The organism is Pseudomonas sp. BJa3 (genome assembly GCF_026343815.1).
GTDB classification, from domain to species: domain Bacteria; phylum Pseudomonadota; class Gammaproteobacteria; order Pseudomonadales; family Pseudomonadaceae; genus Aquipseudomonas; species Aquipseudomonas soli.
Genome location: NZ_JAOXMC010000013.1, coordinates 46951 through 65902, shown reverse-complemented (window position 1 = coordinate 65902; position 18952 = coordinate 46951). Strand labels below are relative to the sequence as shown.

Genomic DNA, 18952 nt, shown 5'->3' with positions numbered 1-18952 from the left:
CGAATGAGCTGCTTCAGCCTACTGAAATAATTTGAACGTCTGGCGCCTTTACGCTTCCAACTTCGAGCTATGCCTCTTTGAGTCGGAAAGCCACCATGAAGATGCCTTGTCGTGCCCCTTGCGCTTGCCTGGAACTGGATTTCGTCCGCGATACATTATTCGGTCCAATGGCCCAGCGTGCCATGTGCCAGGTCCAGTTGGCGGCACTTAGCCTGCAGGGCCGCCCCGCACTGCGCCTGCATATCGAGCCACCGTTACCTGCCAAGGTGGAGAAGGCGCACAGCGTCGCCTTCGCCTGGGAGGGACGCAATTATCGGGGCGTTGTCCGTGAACACGTCAAGTGCGGCGACGGCGGCATCAATCTGTTGCTCGAGTTGCAATGACCTCAGGCAATCGCTTTACGGGCCCCCGGCGGGGCATCACGTTGCGCCTTGACCCGACTCACAAGGTTCACCAGATCTCGACAGTTGTTGAGGTTGGCAATTGGCACCACTGCCACGGTAAGGCAATCGTCCGGACTCGAGCCCTGACCCAAGCGAATGGTGAGGTTCTCGCCATCGGCGCAGCTCACCTCGCAGTGGTCGGGCAGGCAAGCCTGCTCGATCATCTGCCGCATCTCAAGCATAGAAACGCCAATCAAAGACATGGTACGACCCTCTCTGTAGTGGATGGCCTGTTAGATGTGCTACGCCCTCGACCGGCAAGGTTGTCAGTCGAAGTTGAGCATCACCGGGCGCAGGTCCATTCGCCCCGGTAATGACAACGCCGAAGTGTCTCATGCACCTTAGTGGAAGAAACCACTGACCGGGCAACGTTCGGTCGTCTTCGCCCTACAGGCGACGGGCGGTCAGCACCTACATCCGTGCCAGCTCTTCACGGCAGAACTCCACGAATAGCTGCGCCGGCTTGGTCAGTTGCACACGCCTGAGGTGCGCCGCCGCCAACCCCGACAGCGTCACCGGCTCGGCGATCGCCAGCGTCACCAGCCGCTGCCCGTCGTAGGTGAATTCCGAGTGCGGCCGGGTCACCAGCAGCGAGAAACCAAAGCCCTGCCCGACCATGCCCCGGACCATCTCGATCGACGGGGAGCTGAAGACGATGTTCGGCGTCAGCCCCAGTTCGTTGAACAGGCTGACGAAATAGGTGCGGCTTGGGGCCACGTCGAGCAGGATCATCGGCTCGGGACACAGGTCACGCAGCGACACCTGGGCTTGGCCTGCGAAACGGTGCTTTTCCGGCAGCAGCACATAGGGCTTCTGTGGGGGCATCAGCGGCTCGGTCTCGATGGTGCCGTCCAGGTCATGGTCATAGAGGAACGCCAGGTCGAAGGTACCGGCCGTCAGCCCCTGGATCAGGTCCTGTTGCTCACCGTCGCGCAGGCGGATGTCCACCCCGGGGTAGCGCTCGCGGAAGCCGGCGATCAGCCGCGGCAGATACAGCGGTGCCACGGTCTCGAAACAGCCGATGTCGATCTGCCCGGCCACCGTGTCGTTGTCGGCCAGGGCGTTCTGCTCGAACTCGTGGGCCATCTGCAGCAGGGACCGGGTCTTGGCGTAGAAGCGCTTGCCGCTGGGCGTCAGCGACACGCCCTGGGCGTGATGGCGAATGAACAGCTGCACGCCGAAGCTTTCTTCCAGGCTCTTGATCGCCGTGGAGATCGACGGCTGGGCGATGTACAACTGGCGCGAGGCTTCGGCGACGCTGCCGGCCTCCACGGTGGTGACGAAGTACTTCAGTTGACGCAAGGTGTAGGAAGCCACGCTGACCTCTCTGGCGCCGTGGGCGGCGCGCGGGATTTTCCTGTCAGCTTACCGCGCCTTGAGGCGCGCGGGCGGATCACCCAGGCCAGGATTTACCTGGGGGTTGAGCAGCATTTTCCGTGGTGGCCCAGGCCCAGTCAGACCACCTGCAACGAAATATCGCCAGCGCTGCCTTTGCCGTCGCGTCGCTCGCTCATCCAGTCATTGACCTTCTGCCCGAACTCAGCCGGCGCCTTGCGCCCGAACCGCCGTACCAGGTCGAGGATGGTCTGCTGGGCCAACGCCTCTTCCATGCGTTTCTGTGCCCCCAGCATCACCGCGTGAATGGCACAGGTGCCCTCGGTCGCCCAGCCCGGCGCCGAACCCTCGAACACCGCGCAGCGCTCGCGGATCTCCCGGCAATCGAAGAGCTTCTTCGGTCCATCGATGGCCGTGACGATATCCAGCACGGTGATTTCGTCGGAAGGCCGCGCCAGGCGAAACCCGCCGCGCACGCCTTCGGTCGCGGCAACCAGCCCGGCCCGGGCGAGCTTGGTGAAGACCTTGGCCAGGTATTCCTGGGGCACCCCCTGCAGCTCGGCCAGGTCACGCACGCTGGACTCGCGACTGTCGCCACGCTCGTCCACCAGGAACAGCAGGCAGTGGATGCCGTACTCGACGCCTGCACTGTAGAGGGACATATAAATCTCCGACTGATTTAGTCGTAAATTGTACGCCCGTCAGTGCTGGAAAGCAAAGCCGGGCGTAGCCGCCTGTCGTCGGGCTGGCCGGTCAAGACCCCGCTTTACGTCATTCAATACGCGGCATCCGCGCATTTTGTGGCGGTTGACGCACAACCCGATGCTTAAAAAACACTTGCCGAATTAAACTACGATCAATACAGTCGTAGTTATTCGACAAGTAGCACATGCTTCGTCGAAGCCCTTTCCTACCTTGCGGAGCACCTTCATGACCTCTCGTATCCTGATCATCGGTGCCGGCTTTGCCGGTGTCTGGAGCGCCCTGAGCGCCGCCCGCCTGCTCGACCAGGCCCAGCGCGGCGACGTGCGCATCAGTGTGCTGGCCCCGCAGCCGCAACTGCGGATCCGCCCACGCTTCTATGAAGCCGACGTGCACAGCTTGCAGGCGCCCTTGGAGGCCCTGTTCGACGTGGTGGGCGTGGAGTTCATCCACGGCACCGCCGACACCATCGACAGCGACGCCCGCCTGGTCGGCTATCGCGATACCAACGGGCACACGCACCAGCTCGCCTACGATCGTCTGATCCTCGCCGCCGGCAGCCAGGTGGCCCGCCCCGCCGTCCCGGGCCTGACCGAGCACACCTTCGATGTCGACCAGATGGAGTCGGCCACTCGCCTGGAGCAGCACCTGCATAGCCTGGCCAGCCTGCCCGCCTCCCCGGCGCGCAACACCCTGGTGGTGTGCGGCGGTGGCTTCACCGGTATCGAAACGGCCACCGAGCTGCCATCCCGACTGCGCGCCATCCTCGGCGAAGGCCAGGCCCGCGTGGTGCTGATCGACCGTGGCGCCAGCATCGGTGCCGCGCTCGGCGCCGGGATCACCCCGGCCATTGTCAGCGCCAGCGAGCAGGCCGGGGTGCAATGGCTGACTGGCACCTCGGTGGTGGCGGTGGATGCGGGGGGCGTGACCCTGGATAACGGCGAATACATCGCCAGCAAGACTGTGATATGGACCGTTGGGGTCAAGGCCAGCCCGTTGACCGCCCAGGTCGCAGGCGAGCGTGACGGCTTGGGACGCCTGAAAGTTGATGATCACCTGAAAGTCATTGGGCAGGACTACATCTTCGCCACTGGCGATGTCGCCTGCGCCGCCGTCGACGACAAGGGCAACCTAGCGCTGATGACCTGCCAGCACGCCATTCCCATGGGCCGCCATTCGGGCAACAACGCCATGGCCGAGCTGCTGGGCGTGGAGCCGGTGATCTATCGCCAGCCCAAGTACGTCACCTGCCTGGACCTTGGAGGGTGGGGCGCGGCCTACAGCGAAGGCTGGGAACGCGAACTGCACCTGCAGGGCCTGGAAGGCAAGAGTCTCAAGCGCCAGATCAACACGGTATGGATCTACCCCCCCGCAGCTGATCGCGCCCAGGCGCTAGCAGCTGCCGACCCCGCCATTCCAATCGTTGCATGATAAGAAAGGGCCGCTCTGCGGCCCTTTTTGCGACGCAATGAAGACTAACGGTCAGCAAGTGACGACATACCCGAGGGAACGAGCTTTCATTGAACGACTGGTCAATAATAGTGGCACTGTGTCATCATCCAGAAAAAACAACATGAACCGTGAGGATATATCCCCTTTCGCAGTGCATCGAGAGCCCTTCCAGCCGAGCCCGGTCAGTCCGCGCTCTTGACGCCTGCCAGCCACCGTCAAGGAGCGTCGCATGCAGTTACGGAACGTTAAGATTGGCATTCGGGCAGCAGGAATGTTCACCCTGCTCGGGGTCCTGGTCCTGGTCATGGGCCTGGTCGCCCTGTACGAAACCCGCAGAATGGACAGCGCCACCGACGAGATCCGCATCACCTGGATGCCCGCGGTAATCGCCCTGGGCGAAGTCAGCAGCAACCTGGGCCGAGCCCGCGCCCTCACCTTGCGCAGTGTCCTGGAGGACAGCAGCAGCGCACGTCACATTACCCTGGACAAGATCGTCCAGGTCAACCAGCAGCTCGATAGCGACCTCAAGGCCTACGAGCGCACCATCATCAAAGCCGACGACCGCGCCCTGTTCGATGCCTTCATCGGTCTCAGCGAGCGTTACCACGGCCTGCAGAAAGCCATTCGCAGCGCCGCCGGCAACGATCAGCTCGACGAAGCCCGCCGCCTGGTCAACGGCCCGCTGGCCGAATACGCCGACAGCATGATGAAGGCTCTGGGCGAACTGATCGCCTACAACACCCAGGGCGCCGAGCAGGCCTCGCAGCGCAGCAGTGCGGCCTCGGACGAAGCCTTTGCCCTGATCATCGGCGCCATCACCGTGATCCTGCTCGCGCTGGTCGCCATCGCCACCCTCCTCACCCGCAGCATCATCGTGCCGCTGGCCGACGCCGTCGCCGTGGCCGAGCGCGTCGCCACCGGCGACCTGACCCGCGAGATCACCGTGCTCGGCCGCGACGAGCCGGCCTTGCTGCTGCGCGCCCTGAGCCGCATGCAGCACAGCCTGCGCGATACCTTGCGGCGGATCGCCGCCTCCTCCGACCAGCTGGCCTCGGCCTCCGAGGAATTGCACAGCGTTACAGAAGACACCAGCCGCGGCCTGCACCAGCAGAGTGCCGAGATCGACCAGGCCGCCACCGCGGTCAACCAGATGACCGCCGCTGTCGAAGAAGTGGCCAGCAACGCCGTGAGCACCGCCGATGCTTCCCAAGGCGCCGACCGCACAACTCGCGACGGCCGCGACCAGGTCAACCAGGCACTGGCCTCGATCCAGCACCTGGTCGATGACGTGACCGGCACCGCCGAGGAAATTGAGCAACTTGCCAGCCACGCCAACCAGATCAGCCAGGTGCTCGACGTGATCGGTTCGATCGCCGGCCAGACCAACCTGCTGGCCCTCAACGCCGCCATCGAGGCCGCCCGTGCCGGCGAGGCGGGCCGTGGTTTTGCCGTCGTCGCCGACGAGGTACGCGCCCTGGCCCACCGCACCCAGCAGTCGACGGCGGAGATCGAGCAGATGATCGGCGGCATCCAGACCGGCACCGAGCGCGCGGTCAACGCCATGCACAGCAGCCAGGGCCGCGCCGGCGGCACCCTGGAAGTGGCGCAATCGGCCGGCCGGGCCCTGGAACTGATCGCCGAGGCGATCGCCACGATCAACCAGCGCAACCTGGTGATCGCCACGGCCTCTGAACAGCAGGCCCAGGTGGCGCGGGAGGTCGACCGCAATCTGGTGAACATCCGCGACCTGGCGATGCAGACTTCGGCAGGCGCCAACCAGACCAGCGCTGCGGCCCAGGACCTTTCACGCCTGGCGGTGGAGCTGAACGCGATGGTGGCGCAATTCAAGGTCTGACCATTCGCAGCAGTGTGGGGCGCAGCCGTGCGCCCCCTTCCCATCACAATTCACGCAGATAAAAAGTCAGAAAAACTCGCAGTAGCGTGTGGTCTTCGCCGACTACTCCGTAAGTCGCCGCGCCACCATGCTCTTGACGTGTAAATTTATCTCACGTCAAGGAATATCCATGCTGCTTAGAAACATGAAAATCGGCAAAAGGGCTGGCTGTTTTTTCACCACCCTGGCTGTTCTCATTCTGTCCATGGGTGGGGTCGCAGTGTACGAAACCCAACGAATGGACAGTGCCACGGATGAAATCCGGGTTAACTGGCTACCGGCCATGATTGCGCTCAACGGCATTAGCTCCAGCCTCGCCAAGGAGCGTGCGGCCACACTGCGTGCTGCCCTTGAGGACAGCAGCGGCGAGGGAACGAGCCTGCACTTGCTTGGCAGCATTGAAGATACGTTGCGCAACAGCCTGAACAGCTACGAGTCGACCATCGATGGTCCGCAAGATCGCAACCTGTTCAATGCCTTTCTCGAGGCGCGCAAGCAATACACCGACCTGCAGCTTCAGGTACTCGCGAACATCAACGAAGGCCGCATGACGCAAGCCAAGCAACAGATCAGCGGCCCGCTGATCCAGCGGGCGGACCATATGATGGACGCGTTGTCGACACTGGTTGATTTCAACTACAAAGGTGCGCACACCGCCTCGCAGCACAGCAGCGATGTTGGGGACGATGCCTTGCGGGCAATCGTCATTGCGCTGTTGCTGATCATTCTGGTGCTGGTCGCCGTCGCCTTGTTGTTCACCAACAGTGTCGTCACGCCGCTGGCGGAGGCCGTCATGGTGGCCGAACGTATTGCCATTGGCGACCTGACTCGCGAGATCGTAGTGGCCGGCCAGGACGAACCCGCGCTGCTGCTGCACGCTCTGCGCCGCATGCAGCAAAGCCTGCGCGAGACCATTGGCAAGATCGCCACCTCCTCCAACCGCCTGGCCTCGGCCTCGGAGCGGTTGCACGGCGTCACCGAGGACACCAGCCGTGACCTGCTGCTGCAGAGCACCGAGATCGACCAGGCCGCCACCGCGGTCAACCAGATGACCAGTGCCGTCGAGGAAGTGGCCAGCAACGCCGTGAGCACCGCCGAAGCCTCGCAAGACGCGGACCAGACCACCCGTGATGGTCAAGACCAGGTTAACCAGGCACTCGCTTCGATTCAGCACCTGGTCGACGACGTCACCGGTACCGCCACCGAGATCGAACGGTTGGCCAACAGCGCCAACGAAATTACCCGCGTGCTGGATGTGATCGGCGCGATTGCCGGCCAGACCAACCTGCTGGCGCTCAATGCCGCCATCGAGGCCGCCCGAGCTGGCGAGGCAGGCCGTGGCTTCGCCGTGGTCGCCGACGAAGTGCGCGCATTGGCCCACCGCACGCAGCAATCCACGGCGGAGATCGAGCAGATGATCGGCGCCATCCAGATCGGCACCGAGCGCGCAGTCAGTGCCATGCACAGCAGCCAGGGCCGCGCCAGCGGCACCTTGGAGGTGGCGCAATCGGCCGGCCGGGCTCTGGAGCTGATCGCCCGGACCATCGCCTCGATCAACCAGCGCAACCTGGTGATCGCCAGCGCCACTGAGGAACAGGCGCAGGTGGCACGGGAAGTGGACCGCAACCTGATGAATATCCGCGACCTGGCGATGCAGACAACCACCGGGGCCAATCAAACCAGCGTATCGGCCCAGGACTTGTCACAGCTGGCGCTGGAACTCAACGGGCTGGTCGCGCAGTTCAAGGTCTGAACGGCCTTACGACTATCGCGGGACACGCCTGCTCCTGCCGGCTGTGCGGGAGTAGGCGTCCCCGGCGATGAGTTTGTCGCAAATTTCAGGATTTGACGCCGACCACCCGCTGCGCCATTTCCGGCTGTGCCCGCGTTGCCAGGCAGTAGTACAGCGGCACTGTCACCAGCAGCCCGAACAGCCACGATAGGTCGGCTCCTTCGACAATGTTCGAATACGGCCCGACATACAGCGACGTATTGGCGAACGGCAGCTGCACCAGGATGCCGCAGGCATAGGCGATGATCGCGTGGTGGTTGAAGCGCCCGTAGATGCCGCCATCGGCGCGGAAGATCGAGGCGATGTCGTACTCGCCGCGCTTGATCAGGTAGAAGTCCACCAGGTTGATCGACGCCCACGGCACCAGCACCAGCAACAGCGCCAGGATCAGCCCGATGAACTGGCCGATGAAGTCGGCCGAGGCGTTCAGCGCCACGAGACCGCAACCCACCAGGATTACCCCCGCCAGCACCACCCGCAGCTTGATGCTCGGCGTCCAATGGGCGGCGAAGGTCTGGATCGCGGTGACGATTGACAGCACCGCACCGTAGAGGTTGAGGGCGTTGTGGCTGATGATGTTGAGCAGGAACAGCACCATCAGCACCGGGCCCAGCCAGCCGGTGGCCTGCTTGACCGCCACCATGGCGTCGGTGCCTTCCGGCACGCACAGCACCGCCACCGCACCGAAACTGAAGCACAGGATGGTGCCCAGGGTGGCACCGAGGTAGGTGGCCCAGAACGGCTTGGCGATGCCGACTTCACGGGGCAGGTAGCGCGAGTAGTCTGAGGTGTAGGGCGAGAAGCTGATCTGCCAGATGATGCCCAGCGACACCGTGGCAACGAAGCCGGACAGGTTGAACGCGCCGCGGCTGAAGAAATCGCCCGGCAGTTCCTGGGCGAACATCATGATGAAGCCGGCCAGCAGCGCCGAGCCCATCACCCAGGTGCCGACGCGGTTCAGCGTATGGATGAAGCGGTAGCCGATCACCCCGATGGCGGTGGCGCTCAGGGCGCCGATGACGATGGCGGCGGGCATCGGCACGCCGGGGGCGATGCCGTGGATCGACTTGCCGGCCAGGACGATGTTGGAAATGAAGAAACCGACGTAGATCAGTGCGGTGAAGAACACGATCAGCAGTGCGCCATAGCGCCCGAACTGGCCGCGGCTCTGCACCATCTGCGGAATGCCCAGCTGCGGCCCCTGCGCCGAGGCCAGGGCGATCACCACCCCACCCAGCAGATGCCCCAGCACGATGGCCAGCAGCCCCCACAGCAAGTTCAGATGGAACACCTGGACCACCATGGCACCAGTGACAATCGGCAGCGGCGCGATGTTGGTGCTGAACCACAGGGTGAAAAGGTCGCGCGCCTTCCCATGGCGCTCGGACGGTGGCACGTAATCGACCGTGTGTTGCTCGACGAGATGGTGTTGCGACGACGGTTGGGACATAGGATTCAGCTCGAAAGGTCGTTTTTATCGTTGTATGGAAACCGCTCGGGGCGGCCTCTCAGCTGCAGACCATATTATGGTATTCCAACAGTTTGACAACACTGCACTGCTCATTTTCAGCGCAACTGATCCGCTCCTTGCACCGTCACGCAGCACGAATGTCTACACCAAGGCCAGTAATTACGGGGTTTGCACCGTTTATCGTGAACTCCAGGCCACGGAAAATTCCGCTTGCAATATAGGTATTACGGTATACCATCAGACACATCAACGATAAAAACCGCGGACCACCGCAGCCTTTTCAGAGGTACACGAGATGATCGACGCAACCGTCTACAAGCACGTCCTGGGTTCCTTCCCCTCCGGCGTAACCGTCATCACCACCCTGGACGACGAAGGCTCGATCGTCGGCCTCACCGCCAGCGCCTTCTCCTCCCTGTCCATGGACCCGCCGCTGGTGCTGTTCTGCCCCAACTACAGCTCCGACTCCTACCCTGTCCTGATGAAGAACAAGCGCTTCGCCATTCACCTGCTCTCCGGTGAACAGCAGGCCGAGGCGTATGCGTTCGCGAAAAAAGGCAAGGACAAGGCCGTCGGCATCGAGTGGACCCTGAGCGAACTGGGCAACCCGATCCTGGCCGGCGCCACCGCCGTGATCGAATGCGAACTGTGGCGTGAATACGAAGGCGGCGACCACGCCATCATGGTCGGCAAGGTACACAACCTGATCGTCCCCCAGGAGGCGCCCCGCCCGATGGTCTATTGCCGCGGCAAGATGGCCAGCCTGCCGGCCTTCGCCTGAACCCTGACGACCGATTCCACTTAGAGCGCCTGCCCCGGCGGGCGACAACAACAAAGCTCCGAGGAAAAGCCCCATGAAATTTTCGCTGTTCGTGCACATGGAACGTTGGGATGAGCAGGTCAGCCACCGCCAGCTGTTCGAAGACCTCACCGAACTGACCCTGATGGCCGAAGACGGCGGTTTCAGCACCGTGTGGATCGGCGAACACCACGCCATGGAGTACACCATCTCGCCGAGCCCGATGCCGCTGCTGGCCTACCTGGCCGCGCGCACCGAGAAAATCCGCCTGGGCGCCGGCACCATCATCGCGCCCTTCTGGAACCCGATCCGCGTCGCCGGCGAATGCGCCCTGCTCGACGTGATCAGCAATGGCCGCATGGAAGTGGGCCTGGCCCGTGGCGCCTACCAGTTCGAGTTCGACCGGATGGCCGGCGGCATGCCGGCCACTGACGGCGGCAAGGCCCTGCGCGAAATGGTCCCGGCGGTGCGCCAGCTGTGGCAAGGCGACTATGCCCATGAAGGCGAGATCTACAACTTCCCCACCTCCACCAGCGTGCCAAAGCCGGTCCAGCAGGGCATGCCGCCGATGTGGATCGCCGCCCGCGACCCGGACTCGCACAACTTCGCCGTGGCCAATGGTTGCAACGTCATGGTCACCCCGCTGATGAAGGGCGACGAAGAGGTGCTGGACCTGAAGAACAAGTTCCAGGCCGCGCTGGACAACAACCCGGACGTGCCGCGCCCACAATTGATGGTGCTGCGCCACACCCACGTGCACAGCCCGGCCGAGCCGGACGGCTGGAAGGTCGGCGCCCAGGCAATTTCACGCTTCTACCGCACCTTCGATGCCTGGTTCGGCAACAAGAGCGTGCCGGTCAACGGCTTCCTCGAGCCAAGCCCTGAATCGAAGTTCGCCGAGGTGCCAGCCTTCGCGCTGGAGAACATCCGCAAGAACACCATGATCGGCACCCCTGAAGAAATCATCGCGCGCATCAAGTACTACCAGGAGCTAGGCGTCGACGAGTTCAGCTTCTGGTGCGACAACAGCCTGCCCCATGCCGAGAAACGCAAGTCGCTGGAGCTGTTCATCAAGGAAGTGGTCCCGGCGTTCGCCTGAATTCCCTTTGCCTGATTGATTGCGGGGACCAGCCCGCTCGCGTTGGCCCCCGTGGCCGGCGCGAGCGGGCTTTTTTTGCGGGTCGCCTTGAAACGTTCGTCGGGGCAGGTTCTGCACCTGTGAGATCGAGCGCCGCGCGGGGGGGCGCTCGATAGATGCATCGCCTCCAAATCCAAGCCAGGCACACAGCCTTTCGTCCTCCGGTGAGAGAAATTTTCGACCGGCTCTTGCACATCAAATATTATGGTATACCATCAGACAACAAGAGCTGATAACCCTAACCAGGAGCCCCCCATGAGTTTCGAAATCCGCAAGATCGTCACCTACTCCGAAGAGACCCGCATCGAAGGCGGCAAGGCCACCGACAAGCCGGTGACCATGGTCGGCCTGGCCGTGGTGATCAAGAACCCATGGGCTGGTCGCGGCTTCGTCGAAGACCTCAAGCCGGAGATCCGCGCCAACTGCTCCGCACTGGGTACGCTGATGGTCGAGCGCCTGACCGCCGCCATCGGCGGAGCCGACAAGATCGAGGCCTATGGCAAGGCCGCCGTGGTCGGCGCCGACGGCGAGATCGAGCACGCCTCGGCGGTGATCCACACCCTGCGCTTCGGCAACCACTACCGCGAAGCCGTGCAGGCCAAGAGCTACCTGAGCTTCACCAACAAGCGCGGCGGCCCCGGCACCTCGATCCAGATCCCGATGATGCAGAAGGACGACGAAGGCCTGCGCTCGCACTACATCACCCTGGAAATGCAGATCGAAGATGCGCCACGTGCCGACGAGATCGTCGTGGTACTGGGCGCCGCCGACGGTGGCCGCCTGCACCCACGCATTGGCAACCGCTACATCGACCTGGAAGAACTGGCTGCCGAAAAGGCCAACGCTCAATAACAACAACCAAGCCGGGCCTGGGCGTGGCGTGCATACCCGCCGCGCCCGACCTTCAAGGAGCGCCCTCCATGATTCAGCCTGTCGCTGAACGTACACCGGCCGGGACCAGTTACCTGGACCTGGGCCAGGGCCAGCCCGTGGTACTGATCCACGGCGTGGGCCTGAACAAGGAAATGTGGGGCGGGCAGATCGTCGGCCTGGCCAACGACTATCGCGTCATCGCCTACGACATGCTCGGCCATGGCCAGAGCCGCGTACCCAGCGCCGATACGCCGCTGGAAGGCTATGCCGAGCAGCTCGCCGAACTGCTCGACCACCTGCAGGTCGCTCAGGCCTGCGTGATCGGCTTTTCCATGGGCGGCCTGGTGGCCCGCGCGTTCGCCCTGGACTACCCGCAACGCCTGGCCTCGCTGGTAATACTCAACAGCGTCTTCAACCGTACTCCCGAGCAGAGCGCCGGGGTGATCGCACGCGCCGCGCAAGCCTACGAACAGGGTCCAGACGCCAACGTCGATGCCGCCCTCGAGCGTTGGTTCAGCCGCGAGTACAAGGCCGCCAACCCGGCCCAGGTCGCCGCCATCCGCCAGATCCTGGCAAGCAACGACCCGCAGGGCTACCACACCACTTACTCGCTGTTCGCCACCCAGGACATGTACCGCGAAGCCGACCTGAGCAGCATCCAGGTACCGACGCTGATCGCTACCGGCGAGCTCGACAGCGGTTCCACCCCGGCCATGACCCGCCAACTCGCCGCGCGAATTCCCGGCGCGCAGAGTGTGGTCCTGGCCGAGCAACGGCATATGATGCCGGTGGAAGCACCGCGCGAAGTCAACAAGATGCTGCTGGACTTCCTCAGGCAGGCCCGCACCCTCACCGAATCCGCCAAGGGGATAGTTGCATGACCCTCGTTCGTTTCCAGATGTGCATCGATGGCCAATGGCGCGATGCCCAGAGCGGCAAGACCTTCGACAGCCTTGACCCGGCCACCGCCAAGGCCTGGGCGCAACTGCCAGATGCCGGCGAAGCCGATGTCGAGCTCGCCGTGCAGGCCGCCCAGCGCGCCTTCGAAGGCAAGGCCTGGCGCGGCCTCACTGCCACCGCCCGGGGCAAGCTGCTGCGCCGCCTCGGCGACCTGATTGCCGAGAACAAGGAACACCTGGCCCAGCTGGAAAGCCGCGACAACGGCAAGTTGATCCGCGAGACCCGCGGCCAGGTCGGCTACCTGCCGGAGTTCTTCCACTACACCGCGGGCCTGGCCGACAAGCTCGAAGGCGGCACCCTGCCGCTGGACAAGCCGGACCTGTTCGCCTACACGGTGCACGAGCCGGTCGGCGTGGTGGCCGGGATCATCCCGTGGAACAGCCCGCTGTACCTCACCGCGATCAAGCTGGCCCCGGCCCTGGCCGCCGGCAACACCATCGTGCTCAAACCCTCGGAACACGCCTCCGCCACCCTCCTCGAGCTGGCCCGCCTGGCCCTGGAAGCCGGCTTCCCGGCTGGCGTTGTCAACGTGGTCACAGGTTACGGCCCAAGCACCGGCGCGGCGCTGACCCGCCACCCGCTGGTGCGCAAGATCGCCTTCACCGGCGGCGCCGCCACCGCCCGCCACGTGGTGCGCAGCAGCGCCGAGAACTTCGCCAAGCTGTCGCTGGAACTGGGCGGCAAGTCACCGAACATCATCTTCGCCGACGCCGACCTGGACAGCGCCATCAACGGCGCCGTGGCCGGCATCTATGCCGCCTCCGGGCAAAGCTGCGTGGCAGGTTCGCGCCTGCTGGTGCAGGACGAGATCTTCGACGAGTTCGTCGAACGCCTGATCGCACGCGCCAAAAGCATCCGCATCGGCAACCCGCAGGACGACAACAGCGAGATGGGGCCGATCGCCACCGCCCAGCAACTGGCGGTGATCGAAGGCCTGGTGGCCGCGGCCAAGGCCGAGGGCGCCACCTTGCGAATGGGTGGCAAGCGTGCCGAAGTCGAAGGCGATGGCTGGTTCTACGAGCCGACCCTGTTCGAGTGCGACAGCAACTCGATGACCATCATGCAGGAAGAAGTGTTCGGCCCGGTCGCCGCGGTAATCCGCTTCAAGACCGAGGAACAGGCCCTGGCGATGGCCAACGACTCGCAGTTCGGCCTGGCCGCCGGTATCTGGACCCGCGACCTGGGCCGCGCCCACCGCCTGGCCCGTGACGTGCGCTCGGGGATCATCTGGGTCAACACCTACCGCGCCGTATCGGCCATGGCCCCCATCGGCGGCTTCAAGAACAGCGGTTACGGCCGCGAGAGCGGCATCGACTCGGTACTGGCCTACACCGAGCTGAAGACGGTGTGGATCAACCTGTCCACCGCGCCCATGCCCGACCCCTTCGTGATGCGCTAGGAGAACGCCACCATGATCGAACCTGGCATCTACAAAGACGTGATGGGCTCGTTCCCGTCCGGCGTCACCGTGGTCACCACCCTGGATGCCGACGGCGGCATCGTCGGCATCACCGCCAGCGCGTTCAGCGCGCTGTCGATCGAGCCGGCGCTGGTGCTGTTCTGCCCCAACTACGCCTCCGACACCTACCCGATCCTGCGTGACAGCAAGCAGTTCGCCATCCACCTGCTGTCCGCCGACCAGACCGCCGAGGCCTATGCCTTCGCCGGCAAGGGCAAGGACAAGGCCAAGGGCATCGACTGGCAGTTGAGCGAGCTGGGCAACCCGCTGCTGACCAAGGCCACGGCGATCATCGAGTGCGAGTTGTGGCGCGAGTACGACGGCGGCGACCACGCGATCATCGTCGGCCAGGTGAAGAACCTGGTGCTGCCCGAGCAGCCGGTCACCCCGATGGTCTACCACAAGGGCAAGCTCGGCGCGCTGCCGCCGCTGGGCTGACACTCGCGGGGGCGCTGTGCGCCCCACAGTTTCCGGGGGCCGCGCATACCCCTTCACCCTCGGTTGCGGCCCCCATTTTTATTCAACGTTCAAGGACCTCGGCAGATGAGCAACGAAAAGTACGAGAAAGGCCTGCAGATCCGCTCACAAGTGCTCGGCGAAGACTACGTCAACCGCTCGATCGAAAACGCCGACGAGTTCACCCAGCCACTCCAGGAGCTGGTCACCGAGTACTGCTGGGGCCATGTCTGGGGCCGCGATGGCTTGTCGCTCAAAGAGCGCAGCATGATAAACTTGGCGATGATTTCCGCGCTCAACCGGCCCCACGAGCTCAAGCTGCACATCCGCGGCGCGCTGCGTAATGGCCTGAGCCGCGAACAGATTCGCGAGATCCTGCTTCAAGTCGGCATTTACTGCGGCGTGCCCGCGGCGGTGGACAGTTTCCGCCTGGCCCGCGAAGCGTTCGCCGAAGCCGATGCGCAATCCACCCGTTAACAGCGGGCTGTGTGAACCACTGCAAGGAATGCCCCGGTTCAAGGCATTCCGCGATGTTGGCGCAACAGCCGCATAGAAGAGCGCCCCTGATGAAACGCCAGCCCCTCGACGACAGCTTCAAGGTCAACCGCAACCCCGTCACCCTGCGTGAAATCGTGCTCGACAAGCTGCGCGGCGCGATCATGAACTTCCACCTGCTACCAGGCGATCGCCTGGTCGAGCGCGACCTCTGCGAGCGCCTGGGCGTCAGCCGCACCTCCGTGCGCGAGGCCCTGCGGCACCTGGAGTCTGAAGGCCTGGTGGAGTTCGCCGACGCCAAGGGTCCTCGGGTGGCGATCATCACCCTGGAAGACGCCCGTGATATCTACGAGCTGCGTTGCGTGCTCGAAGGCCTGATCGTGCAACTGTTCACCCTCAACGCCAAGGCCAAGGACATCCGCGCCCTGGAGCGCGCCCTAGAGGTCAACCGCGAGGCGCTGGAAGACGGCGAGCTGCAGCAGGTGCTCGACTCGGTGCAAGGCTTCTACGACGTGCTGCTCGAAGGCTCGGGCAACCAGGTCGCCGCCCAGCAGTTGCGCCAGCTGCAGGCGCGCATCAGTTACCTGCGCGCCACCTCGGTGTCCCAGGAGAACCGCCGGGGCGCGAGCAACCGCGAGATGGAAAAGATCGTCGAGGCGATCAAGGGCGGCGACCCCCTGGCCGCCCACCAGGCCTCGGTCGACCATGTGCGCGCCGCCGCCAAGGTCGCCCTCGACTACCTGCGCCAGAAGCAGGACGACAACGCCAAGGTCCGCGATATCGTCGCCCCCCTGCCCCTCAAGGACCCTCGCATAGGCCACTGACCATGCCCACCGCCCCGCGCTACTGCCCGCACTGCACCACGGAACTGGCCCGGGGCGTCCCCAACGGCGACACCCACGAACGTCTTCACTGCGCCGGTTGCGGCTACATCCACTACATCAATCCGAAGATCATCGCCGGCTGCATCATCGAGCGCGACGGCAAGTACCTGCTGTGCCAGCGCGCCATCCCGCCGCGCCCCGGGACCTGGACCCTGCCAGCCGGTTTCATGGAGGCCGGCGAGACCACCGAGCAGGCGGCGCTGCGCGAGGTGTGGGAAGAGAGCGGCGTGCGCGCCGACATCGTCTCGCCCTACTCGATCTTCAGCGTGCCGCAGATCAGCGAGGTGTACATCATCTTCCGCGCCGTGGTCACCGAGGAGACCGGCCAGTACGGGCCCGAGACCTTGGACTACCGCTTCTTCGAGCCGGACCAGATCCCCTGGGACGAGATCTACTACCCGGCGATCCGGCAGATCCTCGAACGCTACATCCTCGAGCGCCAGGCCGGGGTGTACGGCATCTACATGGGCAACGACGATACCGGCAAGGTGCATTTCATCCGCTGAGGCGACAGCGCATACAAATCCCTCGCCAAGCGTCGCGTCTCGGTGCAACCTGATGATCCCACACAAAAGGACCGGCAAGCGTTCATGGCGAAATGGCTAGACGGCGGCGGGCTGATGGCCGCGCGCATCCGCAACCACGACTGGGCGGCTACGCCCCTTGGGCCTCTGGACGGCTGGCCCGACGTGCTCAAGACCAGCGTCGCCCTGTGTCTGGCCTCGCGCTTCCCCCAGGCCGTGCTCTGGGGCGATGCGCTGCTGACCCTGCACAACGACGCCTTCAGCGAAATCCTCGGCAACAAGCCCACGGCCCTCGGGCGCCCCTTCAGCCAAGTGTGGCAGGAAGCCTGGAGCGATATCGGCCGCATGGCCCGGCGCGCCCTCGACGGCGAAGCGGTGTACATCGAAGACTTCCCGCTGACGATCGAGCGCCACGGCAGCCCGGAGCGCGCCTATTTCACCTTCTGCTACAGCCCCGTGCGCGACCATGACGGCAACGTTGTGGGCATGCTCGACACGGTCACCGAAACTACCGCGAGCGTGGTGGCCAACCGCCGCCTGAACTTCCTCGACAGCCTCGGCCGGGCCACCGCGCACGCCACCGATCCCGAACGGATCATGGCAACCACCACCCGCCTGCTGGGCGAGCACCTGAAATTGTCCAGCTGCGCCTATGCCGTGATGGCGTCCGACGAGGACGGTTTCACCATCTGTGGCGACTGGGTTGCACCGGGCTCGCCACGGCTGGTCGGCCAGTATCGCCTGGCCGCCTTCGGCGAACTGGCCGTCAGCCGCCTGCGCGCAGGCCAGGCGCTGGTGATCGATGACAACCTCAGCCAGTTGCCGGCCGCCGAGTCGGCGACCTTTCAGGCCATCGGCATCACCGCGACCATCTGTATGCCGCTGATCAAGGAGGGCCGCCTGACGGCGCTGATGGCCATCCACGACAAGCGGCCCAGGGCCTGGACCCGCTACGAACAGACCCTGCTTGGCGAAGTGACCGAACGCTGCTGGGCGCATATCCAGCGGGTCCAGGCCAACGCCGAGGTGCGCGAGGCGATGACGGCATTGGAGGCGCTCAACGCGACCCTCGAGCAGCGTGTCGAAGAACGTACCTGCCAGTTGCTGCACACCGAAGCGGTCCTGCGCCAGACCCAAAAGCTCGAGGCCATCGGTCAGCTGACCGGTGGCGTGGCCCACGACTTCAACAACCTGCTGACCATCATCCGCTCCTCCATCCATTTCCTGCAGCGGCCGGACCTCGACGACAACCGGCGCAGCCGCTACTTCAAGACCGTCTCCGACACCGTCGACCGTGGCGCCAAGCTGACCGGGCAACTGCTCGCCTTCGCTCGGCGCCAGGCGCTCAGCCCCCAGGTGTTCGACGCAGGCCCGAGGCTCGAAGCAATGGCCGAGATGCTCGATACCGCCACCGGCGCGCGCATCCAGGTGAGCCTGGAACTGCCCGACACGCCCTGCCACGTGCACGCCGACCTCGGCCAGCTGGAAACCGCGGTGATCAACCTGATGATCAACGGCCGCGATGCCATGGCGGGCGCGGGCACCCTGCGCTTGCGCCTGGAAGCCGACCAGCCCATGCCGGCGCTGCGCGGCCAGGCCGCCCAGGCCGGGCCATTCGCCGCGATCTCGGTGATCGACAGTGGCGTGGGTATCGCCCCGCACCTGCAGGAGCGGATCTTCGATCCATTCTTCACCACCAAGGGCGCGGGCCAGGGTACCGGGCTCGGCTTGTCCCAGGTGTTCGGCTTCGTCAAGCAGTCGGGCGGCGATGTCCAGGTCAGCAGCAGCCAAGGCAAAGGCACTACCTTTACCCTGTATCTGCCCCAGGTACCTCAGGCAGCGGTCGAGGACATCGCCGCGATGCCAGCGCTAGAGCCCTCTGGCGAGTCCCGACATATCATGGTGGTCGAGGACAACCCGGATGTCGGCAGTTTCATCGCGCAGATCCTGCGCGATCATGGCTATCGGGTCAGTTGGGCGGTCTCGGCCGAGGATGCGCTGATACAGATCGCCTCGACACAAGGCGGGTTCGACGTGGTGTTCTCCGACGTGATGATGCCGGGCATGGGGGGACTGGCCCTGGCCTTGGAGTTACAGCGCAGCCAGCCGCAGTTGCCGGTGATCCTCACCTCCGGCTACAGCGAGGCGATTGCCGAAGGTGGCCACCAGGGTTTCGCCTTTCTCGCCAAGCCCTATTCGGCCGAGCAGGTGTGCCGAATGCTGGAGGAGGTGCTGCGGCGGCAGTGAGCGCTGTGTCGCACAGGAACGGTTCGTG

The 18952-nt window shown here is 64.4% G+C and carries 18 protein-coding genes; 14 read left to right on the top strand and 4 right to left on the bottom strand.

Annotated elements, in window-relative coordinates; all coding sequences use genetic code 11:
- Window positions 1–95: 95 nt before the first annotated feature.
- On the top strand, window positions 96–383 hold the full coding sequence (locus tag OH705_RS17440) for a hypothetical protein (RefSeq protein WP_023629515.1): 288 nt from the start codon (window positions 96–98) through the stop codon (window positions 381–383).
- 2 nt (window positions 384–385) lie between these two features.
- Here the strand turns inward: OH705_RS17440 and OH705_RS17435 are convergent, their stop codons facing one another.
- From OH705_RS17435 to OH705_RS17425, 3 genes are all read right to left on the bottom strand, one after another.
- Complete coding sequence (locus OH705_RS17435; protein ID WP_023629516.1) at window positions 386–646, bottom strand: DUF1652 domain-containing protein; 261 nt, start codon at window positions 644–646, stop codon at window positions 386–388.
- 208 nt (window positions 647–854) lie between these two features.
- Window positions 855–1760: a LysR family transcriptional regulator gene (locus tag OH705_RS17430; protein WP_031314708.1), complete on the bottom strand. Its 906-nt coding sequence runs from the start codon at window positions 1758–1760 to the stop codon at window positions 855–857.
- Window positions 1761–1897: 137 nt separating this feature from the next.
- Window positions 1898–2440, bottom strand: a complete 543-nt coding sequence (locus tag OH705_RS17425; protein WP_267302626.1) for an RrF2 family transcriptional regulator — start codon at window positions 2438–2440, stop codon at window positions 1898–1900.
- A 268-nt stretch (window positions 2441–2708) separates the two neighbouring features.
- On the opposite strand from OH705_RS17425, the gene OH705_RS17420 reads away from it, so the two are divergent.
- The 3 genes from OH705_RS17420 (at window position 2709) to OH705_RS17410 (ending at window position 7579) form a co-directional block, all read left to right on the top strand.
- Entirely contained in the window at window positions 2709–3911 is a 1203-nt protein-coding gene (locus OH705_RS17420; protein WP_267302625.1) for an NAD(P)/FAD-dependent oxidoreductase, read from the top strand.
- Window positions 3912–4161: 250 nt separating this feature from the next.
- Window positions 4162–5787, top strand: coding sequence for a methyl-accepting chemotaxis protein (locus OH705_RS17415; protein WP_267302624.1), 1626 nt, complete (start codon window positions 4162–4164; stop codon window positions 5785–5787).
- Window positions 5788–5956: 169 nt separating this feature from the next.
- Window positions 5957–7579: a methyl-accepting chemotaxis protein gene (locus OH705_RS17410; protein WP_267302623.1), complete on the top strand. Its 1623-nt coding sequence runs from the start codon at window positions 5957–5959 to the stop codon at window positions 7577–7579.
- Window positions 7580–7664: 85 nt separating this feature from the next.
- Here OH705_RS17410 and OH705_RS17405 read toward each other — a convergent pair whose 3' ends face one another.
- Window positions 7665–9068 carry a purine-cytosine permease family protein gene (locus OH705_RS17405; protein WP_094011896.1) on the bottom strand — a complete coding sequence of 468 codons (1404 nt, stop codon included), beginning with the start codon at window positions 9066–9068 and terminating at the stop codon, window positions 7665–7667.
- A gap of 316 nt (window positions 9069–9384) precedes the next feature.
- Here OH705_RS17405 and OH705_RS17400 point away from each other — a divergent pair, with 316 nt between their 5' ends.
- From OH705_RS17400 to OH705_RS17355, 10 genes are all read left to right on the top strand, one after another.
- Complete coding sequence (locus OH705_RS17400) at window positions 9385–9870, top strand: flavin reductase family protein (protein ID WP_267302622.1); 486 nt, start codon at window positions 9385–9387, stop codon at window positions 9868–9870.
- Between the two features lie 73 nt (window positions 9871–9943).
- Window positions 9944–10987: an LLM class flavin-dependent oxidoreductase gene (locus OH705_RS17395; RefSeq protein ID WP_038706314.1), complete on the top strand. Its 1044-nt coding sequence runs from the start codon at window positions 9944–9946 to the stop codon at window positions 10985–10987.
- 294 nt (window positions 10988–11281) lie between these two features.
- Window positions 11282–11878: an amino acid synthesis family protein gene (locus tag OH705_RS17390; protein WP_110605304.1), complete on the top strand. Its 597-nt coding sequence runs from the start codon at window positions 11282–11284 to the stop codon at window positions 11876–11878.
- A 68-nt stretch (window positions 11879–11946) separates the two neighbouring features.
- Window positions 11947–12780, top strand: a complete 834-nt coding sequence (locus OH705_RS17385; RefSeq protein WP_023632163.1) for an alpha/beta fold hydrolase — start codon at window positions 11947–11949, stop codon at window positions 12778–12780.
- A complete protein-coding gene (locus OH705_RS17380; RefSeq protein WP_267302621.1) occupies window positions 12777–14258 on the top strand; it encodes an aldehyde dehydrogenase in 1482 nt (493 codons plus the stop codon). Before OH705_RS17385 ends, OH705_RS17380 begins: the two co-directional genes overlap by 4 nt.
- A 12-nt stretch (window positions 14259–14270) precedes the next feature.
- Window positions 14271–14756, top strand: coding sequence for a flavin reductase family protein (locus OH705_RS17375; protein WP_038706316.1), 486 nt, complete (start codon window positions 14271–14273; stop codon window positions 14754–14756).
- 105 nt (window positions 14757–14861) lie between these two features.
- Entirely contained in the window at window positions 14862–15251 is a 390-nt protein-coding gene (locus tag OH705_RS17370) for a carboxymuconolactone decarboxylase family protein (protein WP_267302620.1), read from the top strand.
- An 89-nt stretch (window positions 15252–15340) separates the two neighbouring features.
- Window positions 15341–16093 (top strand): GntR family transcriptional regulator, encoded by a 753-nt coding sequence (locus tag OH705_RS17365; RefSeq protein WP_038706317.1) that lies wholly within the window; start codon window positions 15341–15343, stop codon window positions 16091–16093.
- Between the two features lie 2 nt (window positions 16094–16095).
- Complete coding sequence (locus OH705_RS17360) at window positions 16096–16659, top strand: NUDIX hydrolase (RefSeq protein ID WP_094011892.1); 564 nt, start codon at window positions 16096–16098, stop codon at window positions 16657–16659.
- An 84-nt stretch (window positions 16660–16743) separates the two neighbouring features.
- Window positions 16744–18924, top strand: a complete 2181-nt coding sequence (locus tag OH705_RS17355; protein ID WP_038706319.1) for an ATP-binding protein — start codon at window positions 16744–16746, stop codon at window positions 18922–18924.
- The last annotated feature ends 28 nt before the right edge of the window (window positions 18925–18952 follow it).